The 18351-nt window shown below is 53.1% G+C and carries 17 protein-coding genes; 14 read left to right on the forward strand and 3 right to left on the reverse strand.

Features of this window, described 5'->3' with window-relative positions:
- Positions 1 to 4: 4 nt before the first annotated feature.
- From nuoH to FCN51_RS24050, 12 genes are all read left to right on the forward strand, one after another.
- The gene (nuoH, locus tag FCN51_RS23995) at positions 5 to 1033 is read left to right on the forward strand and encodes an NADH-quinone oxidoreductase subunit NuoH (protein ID WP_160257047.1); all 1029 of its coding nucleotides are present in this window, start codon (positions 5 to 7) and stop codon (positions 1031 to 1033) included.
- Positions 1033 to 1521 (forward strand): NADH-quinone oxidoreductase subunit NuoI, encoded by a 489-nt coding sequence (gene nuoI / locus FCN51_RS24000; RefSeq protein WP_003625281.1) that lies wholly within the window; start codon positions 1033 to 1035, stop codon positions 1519 to 1521. Before nuoH ends, nuoI begins: the two co-directional genes overlap by 1 nt.
- 18 nt (positions 1522 to 1539) lie before the next feature.
- Positions 1540 to 2271, forward strand: coding sequence for an NADH-quinone oxidoreductase subunit J (locus FCN51_RS24005; RefSeq protein WP_080713392.1), 732 nt, complete (start codon positions 1540 to 1542; stop codon positions 2269 to 2271).
- A complete protein-coding gene (gene nuoK / locus FCN51_RS24010) occupies positions 2268 to 2591 on the forward strand; it encodes an NADH-quinone oxidoreductase subunit NuoK (protein ID WP_003625283.1) in 324 nt (107 codons plus the stop codon). Before FCN51_RS24005 ends, nuoK begins: the two co-directional genes overlap by 4 nt.
- A gap of 6 nt (positions 2592 to 2597) precedes the next feature.
- A complete protein-coding gene (nuoL, locus tag FCN51_RS24015; RefSeq protein WP_160257048.1) occupies positions 2598 to 4538 on the forward strand; it encodes an NADH-quinone oxidoreductase subunit L in 1941 nt (646 codons plus the stop codon).
- 72 nt (positions 4539 to 4610) lie between these two features.
- Positions 4611 to 6053: an NADH-quinone oxidoreductase subunit NuoN gene (gene nuoN, locus FCN51_RS24020; protein WP_020944123.1), complete on the forward strand. Its 1443-nt coding sequence runs from the start codon at positions 4611 to 4613 to the stop codon at positions 6051 to 6053.
- Positions 6050 to 6793, forward strand: a complete 744-nt coding sequence (locus FCN51_RS24025; protein ID WP_160257187.1) for a biotin--[acetyl-CoA-carboxylase] ligase — start codon at positions 6050 to 6052, stop codon at positions 6791 to 6793. The genes nuoN and FCN51_RS24025 overlap by 4 nt, the downstream gene beginning before the upstream one ends.
- A 2-nt stretch (positions 6794 to 6795) precedes the next feature.
- Positions 6796 to 7605 carry a type III pantothenate kinase gene (locus FCN51_RS24030; protein WP_003625287.1) on the forward strand — a complete coding sequence of 270 codons (810 nt, stop codon included), beginning with the start codon at positions 6796 to 6798 and terminating at the stop codon, positions 7603 to 7605.
- Positions 7606 to 7614: 9 nt separating this feature from the next.
- Positions 7615 to 9258: a ribonuclease J gene (locus tag FCN51_RS24035; RefSeq protein WP_160257049.1), complete on the forward strand. Its 1644-nt coding sequence runs from the start codon at positions 7615 to 7617 to the stop codon at positions 9256 to 9258.
- A gap of 146 nt (positions 9259 to 9404) precedes the next feature.
- Positions 9405 to 10721 carry a proline--tRNA ligase gene (proS, locus tag FCN51_RS24040; protein WP_003625290.1) on the forward strand — a complete coding sequence of 439 codons (1317 nt, stop codon included), beginning with the start codon at positions 9405 to 9407 and terminating at the stop codon, positions 10719 to 10721.
- A gap of 5 nt (positions 10722 to 10726) precedes the next feature.
- Complete coding sequence (locus FCN51_RS24045; RefSeq protein WP_035366220.1) at positions 10727 to 11974, forward strand: lipoprotein-releasing ABC transporter permease subunit; 1248 nt, start codon at positions 10727 to 10729, stop codon at positions 11972 to 11974.
- Positions 11967 to 12689: an ABC transporter ATP-binding protein gene (locus FCN51_RS24050; protein ID WP_160257050.1), complete on the forward strand. Its 723-nt coding sequence runs from the start codon at positions 11967 to 11969 to the stop codon at positions 12687 to 12689. The genes FCN51_RS24045 and FCN51_RS24050 overlap by 8 nt, the downstream gene beginning before the upstream one ends.
- A 3-nt stretch (positions 12690 to 12692) precedes the next feature.
- Here FCN51_RS24050 and FCN51_RS24055 read toward each other — a convergent pair whose 3' ends face one another.
- A complete protein-coding gene (locus tag FCN51_RS24055) occupies positions 12693 to 13181 on the reverse strand; it encodes a glutathione peroxidase (RefSeq protein ID WP_160257051.1) in 489 nt (162 codons plus the stop codon).
- A gap of 272 nt (positions 13182 to 13453) precedes the next feature.
- On the opposite strand from FCN51_RS24055, the gene FCN51_RS24060 reads away from it, so the two are divergent.
- Entirely contained in the window at positions 13454 to 14251 is a 798-nt protein-coding gene (locus tag FCN51_RS24060) for an IclR family transcriptional regulator (RefSeq protein WP_003625295.1), read from the forward strand.
- A 21-nt stretch (positions 14252 to 14272) separates the two neighbouring features.
- Entirely contained in the window at positions 14273 to 15106 is an 834-nt protein-coding gene (locus FCN51_RS24065; RefSeq protein ID WP_160257052.1) for a DUF3108 domain-containing protein, read from the forward strand.
- Positions 15107 to 15150: 44 nt separating this feature from the next.
- Here FCN51_RS24065 and glmS read toward each other — a convergent pair whose 3' ends face one another.
- Positions 15151 to 16974 (reverse strand): glutamine--fructose-6-phosphate transaminase (isomerizing), encoded by a 1824-nt coding sequence (glmS, locus tag FCN51_RS24070; protein ID WP_020944118.1) that lies wholly within the window; start codon positions 16972 to 16974, stop codon positions 15151 to 15153.
- Positions 16974 to 18350: a bifunctional UDP-N-acetylglucosamine diphosphorylase/glucosamine-1-phosphate N-acetyltransferase GlmU gene (glmU, locus tag FCN51_RS24075; RefSeq protein ID WP_160257053.1), complete on the reverse strand. Its 1377-nt coding sequence runs from the start codon at positions 18348 to 18350 to the stop codon at positions 16974 to 16976. Before glmU ends, glmS begins: the two co-directional genes overlap by 1 nt.
- Position 18351: the final 1 nt, after the last annotated feature.

Genomic DNA, 18351 nt, shown 5'->3' on the forward strand with positions numbered 1-18351 from the left:
GCCAATGGGACAGTTCTTTTACCATACCCTTGCTGGCCAGATTATTCTGATGCTGCTGGAAACACTGGCTGTTCTGGTGCCGCTGCTTATTGCTGTTGCGTATCTTACGCTGATGGAACGCAAGGTAATGGCCGCCATGCAGCGCCGCCGTGGGCCGAATGTGAATGGCCCATTTGGTCTGCTTCAGGCTTTTGCTGATGCCATCAAGATGATTGTGAAGGAAACAATCATTCCAGCGGGAGCAAACCGTGCTTTGTTCTTGTTTGCACCGTTTCTTACCTTTTCTTTGGCCATGGTGGCATGGGCAGTTATTCCTACAGGTAACGGTTTGGCCGTTGCCAATATCAATGTGGGTATTCTCTACCTTCTGGCTATTTCTTCATTAGGTGTTTACGGCATTCTTATTGCAGGCTGGGCGTCTAATTCCAAATACGCCTTTCTTGGTGGATTACGCTCTGCCGCGCAGATGGTTTCTTACGAAGTTTCCATTGGCTTGGTGATTGTTTCCGTATTGCTGGCAGTGGGAAGCCTGAACCTGAACGATATTGTTTTGGCTCAGCGCCATGTCTGGTTCTGCTTGCCAATGTTCCCGATGTTTATTGTGTTTTTTATATCGGCATTGGCAGAAACAAACCGCGCACCGTTTGATCTTCCCGAAGGGGAAAGTGAACTGGTGGCTGGTTTTTTTGTTGAATATTCATCCCTTGCGTTTGGCCTGTTCTTTCTGGGCGAATACGCAAACATGATCCTTATGTCATCTATGGTCAGTATTCTGTTTCTGGGCGGCTGGCTGCCACCATTGGGTATTGCACCGCTTACATGGGTGCCGGGTCCTTTGTGGCTGATTTTCAAAATCCTTTTCTGTCTGTTCGTCTTTATCTGGGTACGTGCCACGTTCCCTCGGTATCGGTACGATCAGCTTATGCGGCTGGGCTGGAAAGTATTCCTGCCATTTTCCCTTTTGTGGATGATCGGAACGGCAGGTTTGCTTATGGCAACAGGCCTGCTGCCCCATATGGGAGGTGTGAACTGATGAGTGCTTTAGGTAACACGCTACGCTCTTTCCTGCTGAAAGAGTTGGTGGGGGGCATGTCATCCACTTTCCGCATGATGTTTCGCCCAAAAGTGACATTAAACTACCCTTACGAAAAAGGGCCGCTATCCCCCAGGTTTAGGGGTGAGCATGCATTGCGCCGTTATCCTAATGGGGAAGAACGTTGTATTGCCTGCAAGCTTTGTGAAGCGACATGCCCAGCAGAGGCCATTACTATTGAGGCAGAAGAGCGGGATGATGGATCTCGCCGCACCACACGCTACGACATTGACATGACAAAGTGCATCTATTGTGGCCTGTGTGAAGAAGCCTGCCCGGTAGATGCCATTGTTGAAGGCCCGAACTACGAATTTGCTACCGAAACGCGCGAGGAGCTTATGTACGACAAAGATAAGCTTTTAGCGAATGGAGACAGGTGGGAAGCGCTGCTTGCGCGGCGTCTGGAATTAGATGCCCCGTATCGCTGAGCAGATGCAGGCCATGACATGGCAGGAGGTTGGCCAATGATGGCACAGCTTGTTTTCTACGTTTTTGCAACGGTGCTGCTGTTTTCGGCTGTAATGGTCATTAGCGCACGTAACCCGGTGCATTCCGTGCTTTTTCTTATCCTTGCATTTTTTAATGCAGCGGGTTTGTTCCTGGTAGCCGGGGCCGAATTTTTGGCCATGCTGCTTGTTATTGTTTACGTGGGGGCAGTGGCTGTTCTGTTCCTGTTTGTTGTGATGATGCTGGATATAGATTTCAGCAGCCTGCGCGAAGGTTTTCAGAAACACGCACCTTTAGGCGTATGTGTTGGGGGCGTTTTGTTTGCCGAGCTGCTTATGGCGTTCAGCAACTGGAAAATGGCGCCAGCCAATATTGTGGCACCTCTTAATCCTGTCCCTCAGCTTACAAATACGGAAGCTTTGGGAACAATTATTTACACACATTACGTTTTTCTGTTTCAGGCATGTGGGCTTGTGCTGCTGGTTGCCATGATAGGCGCCATTGTGCTGACGTTGCGTGAACGCGCTACAGGCCGCCGCCAGAACATAGATAAGCAACACGCACGCACAGTTGAAGAAACGCTGGAGCTTGTGCAACTGCCACTTGGCGAAAACGTGTTTGAAAGCGGTGGTTTCCTTCGGCCCAAAGGCTCCTATTACGAAACAGCAGTTCCCGGTTCCTATGGTTCCGGAAATCAGGCTGTAGCGGAAACAGAGGAGAACAGGCCATGACACCCGCAATCGCTCCCATAGGTATTGGGCCTTATCTTTTTGTTAGTGCGGCACTGCTTGTTCTGGGTGTGTTTGGTATTTTTCTAAACCGCAAGAACGTCATCATCCTGCTGATGTCCATGGAACTCATTCTGCTTTCGGCCAATCTCAATCTTGTTGCGTTTTCTTCTGCGCATGGAGATCTGTCCGGGCAGGTCATGGTTCTGTTTGTGCTTACAATTGCCGCAGCAGAGGCGGCTATCGGTCTGGCTATTGTTACGGTGTATTTCCGTAATCGTGGGTCCATCCAGGTCGAAGACGTGACGATGATGAAGGGATGATTGGCTATGCAGCCCGATCTTAACCTCTTTTCCGCCGCTGTTCTTACACCTCTTGTAGGGGCTACCGTAGCTGGGCTTGGTGGCCGCTTCATGGGTGATACCCTAGCCAAAGCCGTTACTCTTTTGTGCATGGGCATTGCAACGCTTTGCGCCATTGGGGCTTTGTGGGGCGGGTGGCTTGCAGGCTTTGGCCATTCCACAGTGCGTCTTGCACAATGGGTTCATGCTGGTGGGTTTGATGCCACATGGACGCTAAGGTTTGATGCACTATCTGTTACCATGGTGGCAATGGTGCTTGTGGTTTCGTTGCTGGTGCATTGTTACAGCCTTGGCTACATGAGTCATGACTCTATGCCCACATACAGGTTTTTTTCTTACCTTTCCCTGTTCACCTTTGCCATGCTTATGCTGGTTTCTTCCAATGATCTGATCCAGCTTTTTTTCGGATGGGAAGGGGTGGGCCTCGCCAGTTATCTGCTGATTGGTTACTGGTATGATCGTCCATCCGCAACAGCCGCAGCCATCAAGGCGTTTGTGGTCAACCGCGTGGCGGATCTGTTCTTCCTTGTGGGTATCGGGCTGATTTATGTGCTGTTCCATACCGTGCAGTATGATGCCATTTTTGCGCAGGTTCCGCAGGTTTTAAACGCACCATACACGCTGTTTGGCATTTCCTTCCGTATGCTGGAGGTTATCTGCCTACTGCTGTTTGTTGGGGCTATGGGTAAATCGGCTCAGTTGTTCCTGCACACATGGTTGCCAGATGCCATGGAAGGCCCAACGCCTGTATCTGCCCTTATCCATGCAGCCACAATGGTTACGGCTGGTGTGTTTCTTATGGCGCGTATGTCTCCATTGCTGGAGTTCGCGCCTGCAACACGCACGTTCATTATTCTTATTGGTGCAACCACCTGCTTTTTTGCCGCAACGGTGGGTATGGTGCAGCCAGATATCAAGCGCACCATTGCGTATTCCACCTGTTCGCAGCTTGGTTACATGTTTGCCGCTGTGGGTGTGGGTGCGTATCAGGCTTCTGTTTTTCATCTGACAACACATGCATTTTTTAAAGCGCTTCTGTTTCTTGGCGCTGGTTCCGTTATTCATGCCATGCATGATGAACAGAACATGTTTAAAATGGGCGGTTTATGGAAAAAGCTGCCGCTGACTTACACGGTGATGTGGATAGGCAGCTTGGCGCTTGCCGGTGTGTTTCCGTTTGCAGGCTATTGGTCCAAGGATGCCATTTTGAATGCACTATGGTCCACAGGTTCTTCCGCCAGCATGTATGCATGGAGCTTGGGTACAATCACTGCGTTTCTCACGGCTTTTTATAGCTGGCGGCTTATTTTCCTGGTGTTTCATGGTCAGGCAGCAGATGCCCATGCGCGGAATGCCGCGCATGAAAGCCCAGTTGTTATGAGCGTGCCTTTGGTGCTGCTGGCTTTTGGCGCTGTTGTTGCGGGTATTCTTTTGGCGCCATTTTACATTGGAACGCACCAGATCGGTTTCTGGGAAGGGGCCATTTTCAATGCGCCAGATAATACGATTATGGAAAATCTGGAACATGTACCAGTCCTGATTGCTATTTTACCCTCTTTGGCAGGTTTGGCCGGTATTGCTGTAGCTGTGCTGTGTTATGTGCTGAACCCTGCTTTGCCAACCAATATGGCGCGGGCGTGTGGGCCGCTTTACCGCTTCCTGCTGAACAAATGGTATTTTGATGAATTGTATGATGCCATTTTTGTGCGCCCCTACGCTGCAATCGCACGCGTTCTCTGGAAAGATGGAGAAGAAGGCGTGGTGGAAGCTGTGCCGCATGATGTGGTGCAGGCCGCGCGTACAAGTGCAGCGCAAGCCGTAAAGCTTCAAACCGGGTCTATCGCCATTTATGCCTTTACGGTTTTGGCCGGGTTGGTTGTGCTGTTAACCGTGGCGCTGTGTGGCTGAGGAAGAAGCGAACATGATGCGCGAAACGGTTTTTTCCTTTTCTTTCTCCTCCCACCTGCGGGGTATGGTGCAATGAGTATGACCAGCTTTAACTGGACAATAGCAGTGCCAGAAATTGTGCTTGCGTTGTCTGGCATTGTTATTCTGGTGGCCGGTGTGTTGCAGCGGAAAGGGGAGGGTTTTTTCTCTTCTGCCATGTTGAGCATTGCAGCATTTGCCGTATGCGGGTTTCTGGTTCTGCTGTCTCCCACGGGGGAAGGGTATGCAGGCACCTTTGTAAATGATGGCTTTGCCCGCTTTATGAAGATGCTGATACTGGCGGGTGCATTAACCGCCGTGGTGCTAACGTTCAGTTACCGCACGCGGGATAAAACTACCCTGCCGTTTGAAACCCCGGTGCTGATGCTGTTTTCAACATTGGGCGCGATGATCATGGCATCCTCCGCCAATTTGATGACGTTGTTCGTGGGGTTGGAACTCTCATCACTGTCCATTTATATTCTGTGTGCGATGGAGCGGGATAGTGTGCTGTCATCCGAAGCGGGGCTGAAGTATTTTGTGCTTGGGTCTTTGGCTTCTGGTCTGCTGCTCTATGGTATTTCACTTGTGTATGGTTACGCAGGTACTATGGAATATACAGGGCTGGTGGCGGCCATTCGGGCTTCCGGCAATCTGCCAATGGGGCTGATTGTTGGCATTGTTTTTATTGTTACCGGCCTGTGCTTCAAACTTTCCGCTGTGCCGTTTCATATGTGGACGCCAGATGTCTATCAGGGTGCGCCCACTCCGGTAACGGCTTATATGGCGGGGGCTCCTAAATTTGCAGCTTTTGCATTGTTTCTGCGTGTTATGGCCGGGCCGTTTGGTACGGTTGCTCCGCGTTGGCAAATCCTGATTGAAACCGTTTCCGTGCTGTCCATGGTGTACGGGGCTTTTGCAGCTATTCCTCAAGGCAACATCAAACGTCTGATGGCATATTCCTCTATTGGTCATATGGGGTACGCCATGATGGGTTTGGCCGCGGCATCACTAGCAGGTGTGCAGGCTACGCTTATTTATCTAGCCGCTTATTTTGTCATGAATGCAGGTGTGTTTGCCTGCATTACGGCAATGCGGCGGAAAGGGCGGGAGGTTGTCAGCATTTCCGATCTGGCAGGCCTAGGGCGTACAGATCCGGCAATGGCTGCTGTTCTGGCGCTGTTTATGTTCAGCATGGTGGGGGCACCACCGCTGGCTGGTTTCTTTGGTAAATTTTTGGTTTTTGCCGCGGCTTGGCAGTCTGGCCTTTACGTACTGGTGGTAATTGGCGCACTCTCCAGCATAGTTGGTGCGTATTATTATCTGCGGATTGTGAAGGTGATGTATTTTGATAGCCCAGCAGAAGTGCTGGATCGTCCTGCACCCAGCCTGCTATTTGTTTCCGGCAGCATGGGTTTGGCAACAGCCTTGTTTGTTGCAGGAATGGGCCCTCTAATGGCATGGGCGCATCAGGCAGCACTTGCTCTGGGCGGATGAAAGATCAGCCTAGCCCGTGGCGGCTTGAATGCTTTGCAGAACTGGGCTCCACCTCTGATTTCTGTTTGGAACAGGCACGGCAGGGGGCAGATTTCGGCCTTGCGGTTTTAGCTTATAGGCAAACTCAAGGTCGAGGCAGCCGTGGCCGCCAATGGGTGGATGCCGGGCAAAGTCTTGCTTTATCCGTTTTGCTAGATGCACAACAGGCAGGGCAGGATATGCTGGGGGGGTGGCCGTTTGCCGCCTCTTTGGCATTTTATGATGGATTATTGCGCGCCGTGCCTGCTGTGGCAGGGCATCTCATGATAAAATGGCCGAATGATCTTTTATTGGATGGCCAAAAGGCAGGCGGTATCCTGATAGAGCGGGAAGGCGGCCGCCTTGTTATAGGCTTTGGTGCCAATCTCACGCAGGCGCCTTCTCAACAGCAAACAGGACGCTTTGCCGCTTGCTTGGGCCAGTATGGCGCGGTGCCGCCAGCAAAAGATGTTGCCCAATGTATTCTTTCCAGCCTGACACATTGGTGCACTGTTTGGCAGCAAAATGGCTTTGGTGCATTGCGGCAGGCATGGCTTGAACGGGCGCATCCTGTGGGGACGCCTCTTGTCGTTAGCAGCCGAACTACTTATGAACAGGGAAAATTTGCGGGTCTGGCCGAGGATGGCCGCCTGCTGCTGGACACGGAAACCGGTATGAAAACGATCACGACAGGAGATATCCTGCTGGAAGAAGGGGTATAAGGGTGCTGCTTGTTATTGATGCAGGCAACACCAATGTCGTGTTTGCGGTGCATGATGGTGAAAGATGGCGTGGTGTATGGCGCATTACCATGCAGGCCCAGCGCACATCTGATGAATACGCTGTCTGGCTGAATGCGCTGTTGCGCACCCAAGGTATTGTGGCGGATGATATTGACGGTGCGGTTATTGGCACTGTTGTGCCCGCTGCCTTGTATCATTTACGCACTTTATGCAGGCAGTGGTTTGCTGTTGAACCGCTTCTTGCATCTGCCCGGCTGGATTGGGGGTTTGCCATCAAGGTGGATAACCCGGATGAGGTTGGGGTAGATCGGCTGTTGAATGGTCTGGCTGCACACCATATGTATGGTGGACCGCTTACGGTTATAGATTTTGGAACAGCCACAACGTTTGATGTTGTGGATAAGGATGGAAGCTACTGCGGTGGTGTTATTGCTCCTGGCATCAATTTGTCGGTTGAAGCGTTGCATCAGGCAGCAGCACGGTTGCCCCGTATAGGAATAGGGCGGCCAGTAGGAGATTCCGCCATTGGGCGCAACACGGTAACCGCCATGCGGTCTGGCGTGTTTTGGGGTTATGTTGGTTTGATTGAGGGGATTGTCGAGAGGATCAGAAAGGAGGTTGGCCCCATGAAGGTGCTGGCAACCGGAGGTCTGGCTCCACTCTTCTCAGAAGGTACGTCTGTTTTTGAACATGTGGATTCAATGCTCACCCTAAATGGGTTGCGTTTGCTGGCGGGGCGAAACCCCCTGCCAAAACTTACAGTGGACCGAGATTATGTTGCAGAAGGATAAAACACGGAAATGACAGAACAGAACGGCGATCTGGCCTTTCTGCCTTTGGGCGGAACGGGTGAGATTGGCATGAACCTCAACCTTTACCGGTTGGGAGACACGTGGCTGGCGATAGATTGTGGTATTGGGTTTAGTGGCAACGATACGCCAGAAGCCGAAATTCTGGTGCCAGATCCAAGCTTTATTGTAGAGCGCAAGGACAAGCTGGCCGGCTTGGTGATTACCCATGCGCATGAAGACCATATTGGTGCTGTGGCCCATGTCTGGCCCATGCTGCAATGCCCTGTATATGTTACACCATTTGCAGCGGCTGTTCTGCGTCGCAAACTGGCTGAAGCCCGCATTATGGATGTGCCGATTCACGTCATCCAGCCCGGTGCGCGGTTTGATGTGGGGCCGTTTGATATTGAATTTGTGCCGGTAACGCATTCTGTGCCAGAGGCGCAGTCCATGGTGCTGCGCACGCCCTCCGGCATTGTGGTGCACACGGGGGACTGGAAGCTTGACCCAGACCCGTTGGTAGGGCCTGCAACAGATCTGGACAGGCTGGCTGAAATTGGCCGTGAAGGTGTTCTGGCGCTGGTGTGTGACAGCACCAATGTGATGAAGCCGGGGCCGTCTCGTTCAGAATCCGAAGTGCGCCGTAGTATGACGGAACTGGTGGCAAGCCTTAAGGGCCGCATTGCCGTAACGTGCTTTGCCTCCAACGTGGCGCGTGTTGAAACCATCGCCATGGCGGCGCAGGCTGCTGGGCGTACGGTGGTTCTGGTTGGGCGCTCCCTGCGCAATCTGGATACTGCTGCGCGGGATTGCGGTTATCTGTCTGGCGTTCTGCCGTTCCTGACAGAGCAGGACGTAAACGATGTGCCAGATGACCAGATTCTGCTGATCATTACCGGCAGTCAGGGTGAACCTCGTTCTGCTCTGTCTCGCATTGCCATGGATACCCACCCCAACATCGCTTTGGGTGAGGGGGATACGGTTATTTATTCCAGCCGTATGATTCCGGGCAACGAGCGCGCGATTATGGCGGTGCAGGATAACCTTTCACGCCGTGGTGTGCGGGTAATTACGGACCGTGAGCATTTTGTGCATGTGTCTGGCCACGCAACGGGTGGCGATGTGCAGAAAATGTACGAGCTGCTCAAGCCGCAGCATGTTGTGCCGGTGCATGGTGAATGGCGCCATCTGACAGCACAGGCCGCATTGGCGCAGGAAATGGGTATTGCTCCTGTTCTGCTGGAAGATGGCGATATCCTACGTCTTTCTCCGGGTAAGCTGGAAGTGGTGGATACAGCCCCAACAGGCCGTCTGGCGCTGGACGGTAACCGTCTGCTGCCCATGAACGGAGGGGTGTTGGCTGCGCGTCGTAAGATGCTGTTCAACGGTATGGTTATCGGCAGCTTTGCAGTGGATGAAGAAGGCTTTGTGATTGGTGAGCCCAAGGTAAGCGCACCGGGTCTGCTTGATCCGGATGATCTGGAAAGCGTGCGTGTGCGCGAAGAATTCGCCAACGCGCTGGACATTATTCCAGATGAACTGCGTGGGGATGATGTTTCCTTCCGTGAGGCCGCTAAAACGGCCCTGCGTCGCGCATTGGGGCGTAAGCTGCAAAAGCGCCCGCTGGTGGATGTTCACGTGCTGCGTGTCTGATACCTGACAGAAGACGGGGTAAGAGAAAATGCCGGTGTCTCAGGCTTTTCTTTATCCCGTCACTGTTTTACAGCAGATAGTGATTGGTTACACCAAAGCGGCTTTCGTTCAGGAAAAGTCGCTTTTTTTACAAGGCTGAATGCACCATGCGTCTTTCGCGCAGCTTTCTTCCCACTCTCAAGGAAAATCCGGCAGAAGCCCAGATTGTCTCGCACCGGCTTATGCTGCGGGCGGGGCTTATCCGCCAGACGGCATCTGGCATTTATGCGTGGCTGCCAGCGGGGCTGAAAGTGTTGCGCAACATCAGCCAGATCGTGCGGGAAGAGCAGGATCGGGTTGGGGCGCAGGAAGTGCTGATGCCAACCTTGCAATCAGCCGATTTATGGAAGCGTTCTGGCCGGTATGATGCCTATGGCCCGGAAATGCTGCGTATTCAGGATCGGCACAAGCGCGAACTGCTTTACGGGCCGACCAATGAGGAAATGATTACGGATCTGTTCGGTCAGACCGTAAAATCCTACAAGGATCTGCCGCAGGTTCTGTATCATATTCAGTGGAAGTTCCGTGATGAAATGCGCCCCCGCTTTGGGGTGATGCGTGGCCGTGAGTTTCTGATGAAAGATGCTTACAGCTTTGATCTGGACTACGAATCTGCTGTTGCAACCTACCGTCGTATGCTGCTGGCTTACCTGCGTACCTTCCAGCGTTTGGGTGTGCGGGCAGTGCCCATGCGGGCGGATACCGGGCCGATTGGTGGTGAGTTGAGCCATGAGTTCCTGATTCTGGCCCCCACTGGAGAAAGTGGCGTGTTTTACGATGCCGCGCTGGAAGAGCAGGATTGGCTGGATGAACCGGTTGATACCAACAGCCCCGTTGCGCTGGAAGCTTTCTTCAACCGTGTGACAACGCCTTACGCTGCAACAGATGAAATGCACGATGAGGCCGGATGGCAGGCTGTGCCAGCAGAACGCCAGCGCGAAGGCCGCGGCGTAGAAGTTGGGCATATCTTCTATTTTGGCGATAAATACACCCGCTCCATGGATGTAAGCGTAAGCGGCCCGGACGGAAACCAGCTTTACCCGGAAATGGGGTCTTACGGCATTGGGGTTTCCCGCCTTGCCGGTGCAATTATTGAAGCCTGCCACGATGATAACGGCATTATCTGGCCGGATGCCGTTGCACCCTTCCGTGCAGTTATTCTGAACCTGAAAAACGGTGATGAACTGTGCGATGCCATTTGCGAGCGCATCTACAGCACGAACGAAGAAGCCTTCCTGTATGATGATCGTGCAGAACGCGCTGGCGTAAAGTTTGCGGATGCAGACCTTATGGGCCACCCGTGGCAGATTGTTGTAGGCCCACGTGGTGCCAAGGAAGGCAAGGTCGAACTAAAGCGCCGTGCCACCGGTGAACGCCATGAGGTGAGCGTGGATGACGCGCTGGCTCTGGTTCTGGCAGGCTGATAAGCATGTTCGGACCCTTTGAGCGGGCGGTGGCGGGCCGTTACCTCCGTGCGCGGCGAGGGGAACGGTTTGTATCAGTTATTGCCATTTTCTCGCTAGTTGGCATTGCCCTTGGTGTGGCAACGCTCATTATCGTTATGGCTGTGATGAACGGCTTTCAGGCCGACCTTATGGGCCGCATTCTGGGGTTGAATGGGGATCTGACCATTTATGGGCAGGGCCGCACAATCTCCCAATATGAAGATGTCACGCGTAAGGTTCGGTCTGTTCCGGGTGTGGTCAGCGCCACACCTTTGGTGGAAGGGCAGGTGCTGCTCAGCGCCGGTGCCTATAATTCTGGCGGTATGGTGCATGGTCTGACACCTCAGGGGCTGAAAGACCTTAAAGCCGTCAGTTCTTCCATTATTGCGGGATCTCTGGATGATTTTGGCCCGGATGATTCCATCGTTGTCGGCGTTACAATGGCGGAACGGGCAGGGTTGGGCATTGGCTCAGGCCTTACCCTTGTTTCACCCGATGGTGCTGCTACAGCGTTTGGCACCGTGCCACGTGTGCGCAGGTACCGCGTGGTGGCCATTTTTGATGCCGGGGTGAACGACTACAACTCTAGCGTTGTGTTTTTGCCCATGCACGCAGCGCAAATTTACTTTCAGATGCCCAACAAGGCCACGCAGATTCAGGTCATGACCAAGGATGCAGAGCACGTGCGCCCTGTTACCCTTGCCATTGAAAATGCAGTGGGGGATCCGGGCCTGCGCGTGCTGGATTGGACTAACGCCAATAACGCTTTGTTTGGTGCTGTGCAGGTGGAACAGAATGTGATGTTCCTTATCCTCACGCTTATCATCCTTGTGGCGGCTTTTAACGTTATTTCCTCCCTCATCATGATGGTGAAGGATAAAACAGCCGATATTGCCGTGCTGCGTACCATAGGGGCCAGCCGAGGCGCCATCATGCGCATTTTTTTAATGTGCGGCGCTTTTGTAGGCGTAACGGGCACCGTGGCAGGCACGGCACTCGGCGTTGTGTTCTGCATGAATATTGAGCGTATCCGTCAGCTTCTGCAAAAACTGACCGGCACGAACCTGTTCAACCCGGAAGTTTATTATCTGGAGCACCTGCCAGCAAAGCTGGTGTGGGGGCAGGTGGCCGAAGTTATTGTCATGGCGCTGGGGCTTTCCCTGCTGGCAACGCTTTACCCTTCTTGGCGTGCAGCCAAAACAGACCCGGTGGAGGCTTTGCGGCATGAATAATCAGCCAGTTTTAAGTCTTAAGCATGTTCGCAAGGCTTACCGCAGTGGGGATGAGGGTGTTCTGCCGGTTTTGCAGGATATCAATTTCTCGCTGCATGCCGGTGAAATTGTAGGTCTGGTTGCGCCATCAGGCACAGGTAAATCAACCTTGCTGCATCTGGCTGGTTTGCTGGATACGCCAGACGCGGGCGAGATTGTTATTGCGGGCCAGATTACCACTGGCATGGCAGATGCCGGACGCACAGCGATGCGGCGAGACCAGATAGGATTTGTTTATCAATTTCACCACCTTCTGGGTGAATTTACAGCCAAGGAAAACGTGGTGCTTCCGCAGATGATTGCGGGCATAGGCAAGGCACAGGCACGCCGTAAAGCCGAGGAGCTTTTACGCATGTTTGGCTTGGCACACCGTGTAAACCATTTGCCGGGCAAGCTTTCAGGCGGTGAGCAGCAGCGTGTTGCCATTGCACGTGCCCTAGCAAACGATCCGGCTCTTTTGCTCGCTGATGAACCTACCGGCAACTTGGATGTGCATACGGCAGATAGCGTATTTTCTCAGTTGCTTGATGTTGTGCGCCAGAAAGGGTTGGCGGTTTTGGTGGCAACCCATAACCGCGAATTGCTGCCCAGGATGGATAGGGTTGTGACCATGCAGGAGGGCAGGCTGGTTCCTGCCGATTTTAACGGCGATCCACTGCCTGCCTCTGCGGGTTAATTTTTACGATTTGAGAGCCTTTTCCACAGCATGCCTGACACGCCCAGATGTAGGCGGCGTTAGGCTGCTAAACCATGCAACTGGCATACCCTGACGGTTGGTGAGATACTTAAAGAAGTTCCACCGTGGCCGAGCCAGAAACCCAAGCTCACTATCCAGCCATTTAAAGAGAGGAATAGCATCTGACCCTTTTACAGGGCTGCGTGCCGCCATAGGGAAGGTAACCCCGTAATTGATCTGGCAGAAGGAGGAAATCTCTTCCGAAGTGCCGGGTTCCTGCTGGCCAAAATCATTGCTTGGTACCCCCACAACAACTAGTCCGGCTTTTTGGAACTGTGTCCACAAAGCCTGCAAGCCTTCATATTGCGGGGTAAATCCGCATTTAGATGCGGTGTTTACCACCAGAACAGGTTTCCCCCGATAAGCGCTCAGATCAAGGGTGCTTCCATTTAGGGCGGGGAGTTTAAAATCATATATACAGGTCAAGTTCATGCCCTTTTGCTGCTATGGTGCAGGAAAGGCTTTATCTGTAGCGCAGGACGGAAAAGGGAGCGAGATTTTGGTGCATTTATTTACGGCATAATGCCGAAGAAGAGTGGAAGCCCGCTGCCCGTTTTCGGGTTCTTGTTTTTCAGGCTTCCACTATGTCTTCTGCGCGGCAAGATCGGTTCTGATTTTTGTTGTTCATTATATTGAACTCGATCCCGTATTTGGAATAATGAAGAGATCGGACCTCTCTGTCAACAAGGAAAATAAGAAAAAGTATGTCCAAATCGCAGGACACGGTTCCCGCATTGCGGCGGGCCGTTCGTATTCTTGATATGGTGAAGGCTTCCAGCAGGCCGCCCTTGGCCGCAGATGTGGCGCGCCAGCTCGATTTGCCACGCAGCACGGTGCATGGCCTGCTGGCTGTTATGGTGGAATTGGGGCTGCTGGAGAAAAACGCATCTCAGGGCTACAGGCTGGGCACACGCTTGTTGGACTGGGCCGGAGACGTGACGGAAAAGCGCGATCTGGTAACGGAATTCTACCATGTGTTGGAGAATCGTGCCGATCTGGATGCGTTTACGGTAACGCTGACCATGCTGGAGGGGGCAGAGGTTGTTTACGTGGCCTGCCGCAATAGCGCTACAGTGCTTGGGGCCTCTTTTAGGGTGGGTATGCGCTTGCCTGCCATATTTACGGCCACAGGTAATGCCATGCTGGCTGGTATGGATGATACGTCTTTCAGAGAATGGCTGGCTCTTAACCCTGTTTCCACATGGTCAGAACCGCTTACGCCAAACGGTATCTGCTCTGTGACGACATTGGTGCGTGAAATCGCAGAAATTCGTGACAGAGGATACGCGGTGGATGATGAGCAGGTGCATGAAGGGCTATGGTGCTTTGCTGCCTCTGTAAGGGATCATTCTGGGCAGACCGTAGCCGGTATTGGCATTAGCCTGCCTCAAACAGAATTAAGCCGTTTCACCGTTGCGCAATTGGGCAATATGGCTGCGGGGTTGGCGCAGGCTGTTTCTATCCGTTTGGGTTATCGTGGGGAACGGCAGGATTTTTCCTGATGATTCCAAAGGGACTTTCTAATGTCTTTTTTGCATCTGTTATTTAAGCATCGTTTTGCCAAAGCCTGTGCCGTAGGTCTGTTGCTTGGGGCTGGAGAGGTGATGGCAACACCATTTGCGGGCGCGGTTTCTGCCCCGCAAACAGTGGTGCGCTATTTTGTGTACGCGCATGGCCTGCATGTTATGACCATTAACAGTGCTTATCGCCTAAGCGGAAACCAATATAGCGTAGCCGCCCAAAGCAAAACGGGCGGATTGCTTCAGCTTTTTATGAAAACCAATATCAACCTGCGTGCGCAGGGTCATTTTTACGATAGCGGCATGCCTGAGCCAGAAAGCTATGAAAGCGCAGGTTGGTCTCGTGGTAAAAACCGGCATCTATCTATTGCCTATAAGCAGGACATGCCGGATGTGCAGACAATGGAACCTGTAGAAACCGATCGCGAACAGATTTTGCCAGATGAGCGCAAAGGTGCGGTAGATAATGTGGCTATCCTGATGGCGCTTTTGCACAAGGTGCAGGAAGGGCAGGGCTGCGGCAATGGTGAGGTGAAGGTGTTTGACGGTGTGCGCTTAAGCACGTTGCAGGTGCAAACAGAAGGCGTTCAGCCTTTGCCAGACGGCGCATCAAAAAATTGGGGAGAAGATGGCCTGCGCTGCAATTTTGTGGCGCAGCAGATCAAGGGCTTCAAACTGTCCAGCGCAGATCGCAAAGCCAGAAAGCCACAACAGGGACGTGTGTGGTTTGAGAACATTCCCCAGATCGGCATGGTTGCAACCAGAATAGAGGTGGATAGCCCCAAAATGGGCCACATCATGGTGGAGCTGGAAGGAAAACCCCAGCAGCAGCCCTAAGCAGTAAAAAGCCCCTATCCGTGCAGGTAGGGGCTTTTTTGTATTTATTCTACGGTAACCGATTTAGCGAGGTTACGTGGTTGGTCTACGTCTGTGCCTTTCAGCACAGCAACCTCATAAGCCAGCATCTGCACCGGAATGGTTTGCAGAATGGGGGCTACAAAATCGTGCACGTGCGGCAGAACCACCATCTGTTCTGCGATGGCAGAAACACGTTCAGCTCCTTTGGTATCCGTAAACACCAGCAGGCGGCCACCGCGTGCCTTGGCTTCCTGCAGGTTGGAGAGTGTTTTTTCAAACAACGCGTTGGATGGCACGGTAGCAACAATAGGCACTGTGCGATCGATAAGGGAAATCGGTCCGTGCTTCATTTCGCCAGCAGCATATGCTTCTGCGTGAATGTAGGAAATTTCCTTCAGCTTGAGCGCACCTTCCATGGCAACGGGGAACATGCTGCCACGGCCCAGATATAGAACGTCACGCGCTTCCACCACAACTTGTGCCATAGCGCGAATGGCATCCGTCTGGTTGAACACTTCCGCAGCACGGCTGGGGAGGTCTAGCAGGGCACTAACCAGATGTTCTTCTGCCAGTGTATCCAGTTTGCCGCGGGCGCGGGCTGTGGCGATGGTCAGGCACGCCAATACGGTGAGCTGGGCTGTAAAGGCCTTGGTAGATGCCACAGAAATTTCCGGGCCTGCCACAGTGCCCAGCACAACATCGCTTTCCCGCGCCATCGTGCTGTGTTCAACATTCAGCACGGAAACAATGTGGACTGCTTTTTCACGCAGGCTACGTAGGGCTGCCAGTGTATCTGCTGTTTCCCCTGATTGAGAAATCAACAGCCCCAAGGATCCTTCCGTGAGCGGCGGGTTGCGGTAACGCATCTCGCTGGCAACATCTATATCCACGGGCAAGCGGGCAATTTCTTCCAGCCAGTAGCGGCCAATCATCCCGGCAAAAAAGGCAGACCCACAGGCGGTAATAACGGCACGTGGCACTTCTGCCAGATCAAAAGGCAGTTCCGGCAAGATCACACGGCGAGAAGCCGGGTCCACCATGCGCTGCAAGGTCTGGCCGATCACCAACGGATGTTCGTGCAGCTCTTTTTCCATGTAATGGCGGTAACCATCTTTGCCGATGGAACCAGCAGCCAAAGCGGTAAGCTGAATGGTGCGTTCAACAGGTGCACCGTCAAAATTCATGAACTCAGCACCCTTGGGGGTGATAACAACGCAGTCTCCGTCTTCCATGTAGGCAATGCGACGGGTCAGCGGTGCCAGAGCCAGTGAATCGGAGCCCAGAAACATTTCATCATCGCCAAAGCCCACAGCCAGTGGGGCACTGTGGCATGCGCCAATCATCAGCCCTTCATGGCCAGCAAAAATCATGGCAACGGCGTATGCACCTTCTAGGCGGCGCAGCGCGCGGAGAGCAGCTTCCTTGGGTTCCAGACCCTGTTGCAGGTGGTAGTCCACCAGCAGGGCGATGGTTTCGCTATCGGTTTCTGTTTCAAAAACCTGACCAGCAGCTTCAAGCTCACGGCGCAGGGTTTCAAAGTTTTCGATAATGCCATTGTGCACAATGGCCACGCGCTCGGTACCATGAGGGTGCGCATTGCACGCGGTGGGGGCACCATGAGTAGCCCAGCGTGTGTGGCCAATGCCTGTGGTGCCGGGCAGCGGAGATTTTTTGAGCAGTGCCGCAAGATTATCGAGCTTGCCTGCTGCACGGCGGCGTTCAACACGCCCATCTACTAACGTGGCAATACCTGCGGAATCATAGCCCCGATATTCCAACCGGCGCAGACCTTCAAAAACAATAGGGGTGGCATGCCTTCGGCCAACAACGCCGCAGATCCCACACATCAGCCGTTTTCCTTTTTTGCTTGCAGGCGCTCTTTAAAAAGCCTGCCCATTTCAGCTTTATTCACCTGCTGCGCTCGGCCAAAAGCCAAAGCTTCATCTGGCACATTTTGTGTAATGACACTGCCAGCAGCCACCAGAGCGTTGTTCCCAATATTCACGGGCGCTACGATAATGGCATCTGAACCAATAAAGGCTTTGTCTCCAATCGTGGTGGTGTGTTTGAACACGCCATCATAATTGCAGGTAATGGTACCTGCGCCAATATTGGTGCGGCTGCCAATTTCGGCATTACCCAGATATGTCAGATGATTGGCTTTGGAACCTTCACCCAGCGTTGTGGCTTTGAGCTCAACAAAGTTACCAACCCGTGCAGAAGCGCCAATGGTGGTACCTTCCCGAATGCGTGCATAGGGGCCAATAATCGCATTGGCCTGCACTTCGCATCCTTCAAGGTGGCTAAAGGCTCGAATAACAGCACCACTTTGCACGGTTACACCTGGGCCAAAGAACACGTTGGGTTCTATCAGCACATCCGCTTCAATTTGCGTATCAGCACTTAGAAACACAGTTTCTGGCGCAACCAATGTTACACCGTTTTCCATGGCCTTATTGCGCAGTCGTGTTTGCAGTGCGGCTTCTGCCTGTGCAAGTTCCGCACGGGAATTTACGCCGCGTAGTTCATCTTCCGCTGCTTCTACCGCGCGCACCTGCACGTTATCGGCAACGGCCAGATCCACCACGTCTGTCAGGTAATATTCGCCCTTGGCGTTATCATTGCGCACGTTATGGAGCCAACGGCGGAAATCCACGGCATCTGCACACAATACACCGGCATTGCACAGGTCAATCGCACGATCTTCTGGCGTGGCGTCTGCCCATTCTACAATACGTTCTACATTGCCATCTTGGGCAACCACGCGGCCATAACGTGCAGGATCGGCTGGGCGCATTGCCAACAATGCCAAACCTACATCTGGCTTCCGGCGCTCTTCCAATAGACGGTTGAGTGTTTCTGCTGAAATCAGCGGGTTATCCGCATACAGAACGGCCACATCGCCATCGCCAAACCAGGCTTCGGCCTGCAAAGCTGCGTGAGCTGTGCCCAGGCGTTCTTGCTGCACAACCACTGGGTAGGGGGCTGCTAATTCGGCAACCTCTTCCATATCTGGGCCGATTACAACAACCAGCCTGTCAAATACCTCCGCTGCATTGGCCAGCAGATGAGCCAGCATTGGTCGGCCACCAAGAGATTGCATGGCTTTAGGGCGGGAGGATTTCATGCGGGTGCCCAGTCCGGCGGCCAGAAGAACCGCCGTGGCAGGACGTGGTGCGGAAATAGACGTCATAAGAGCATGCGGTAAGCCAAGCTCCGGCATG

Source organism: Acetobacter pasteurianus, from assembly GCF_009914215.2.
Classification (GTDB): domain Bacteria; phylum Pseudomonadota; class Alphaproteobacteria; order Acetobacterales; family Acetobacteraceae; genus Acetobacter; species Acetobacter pasteurianus.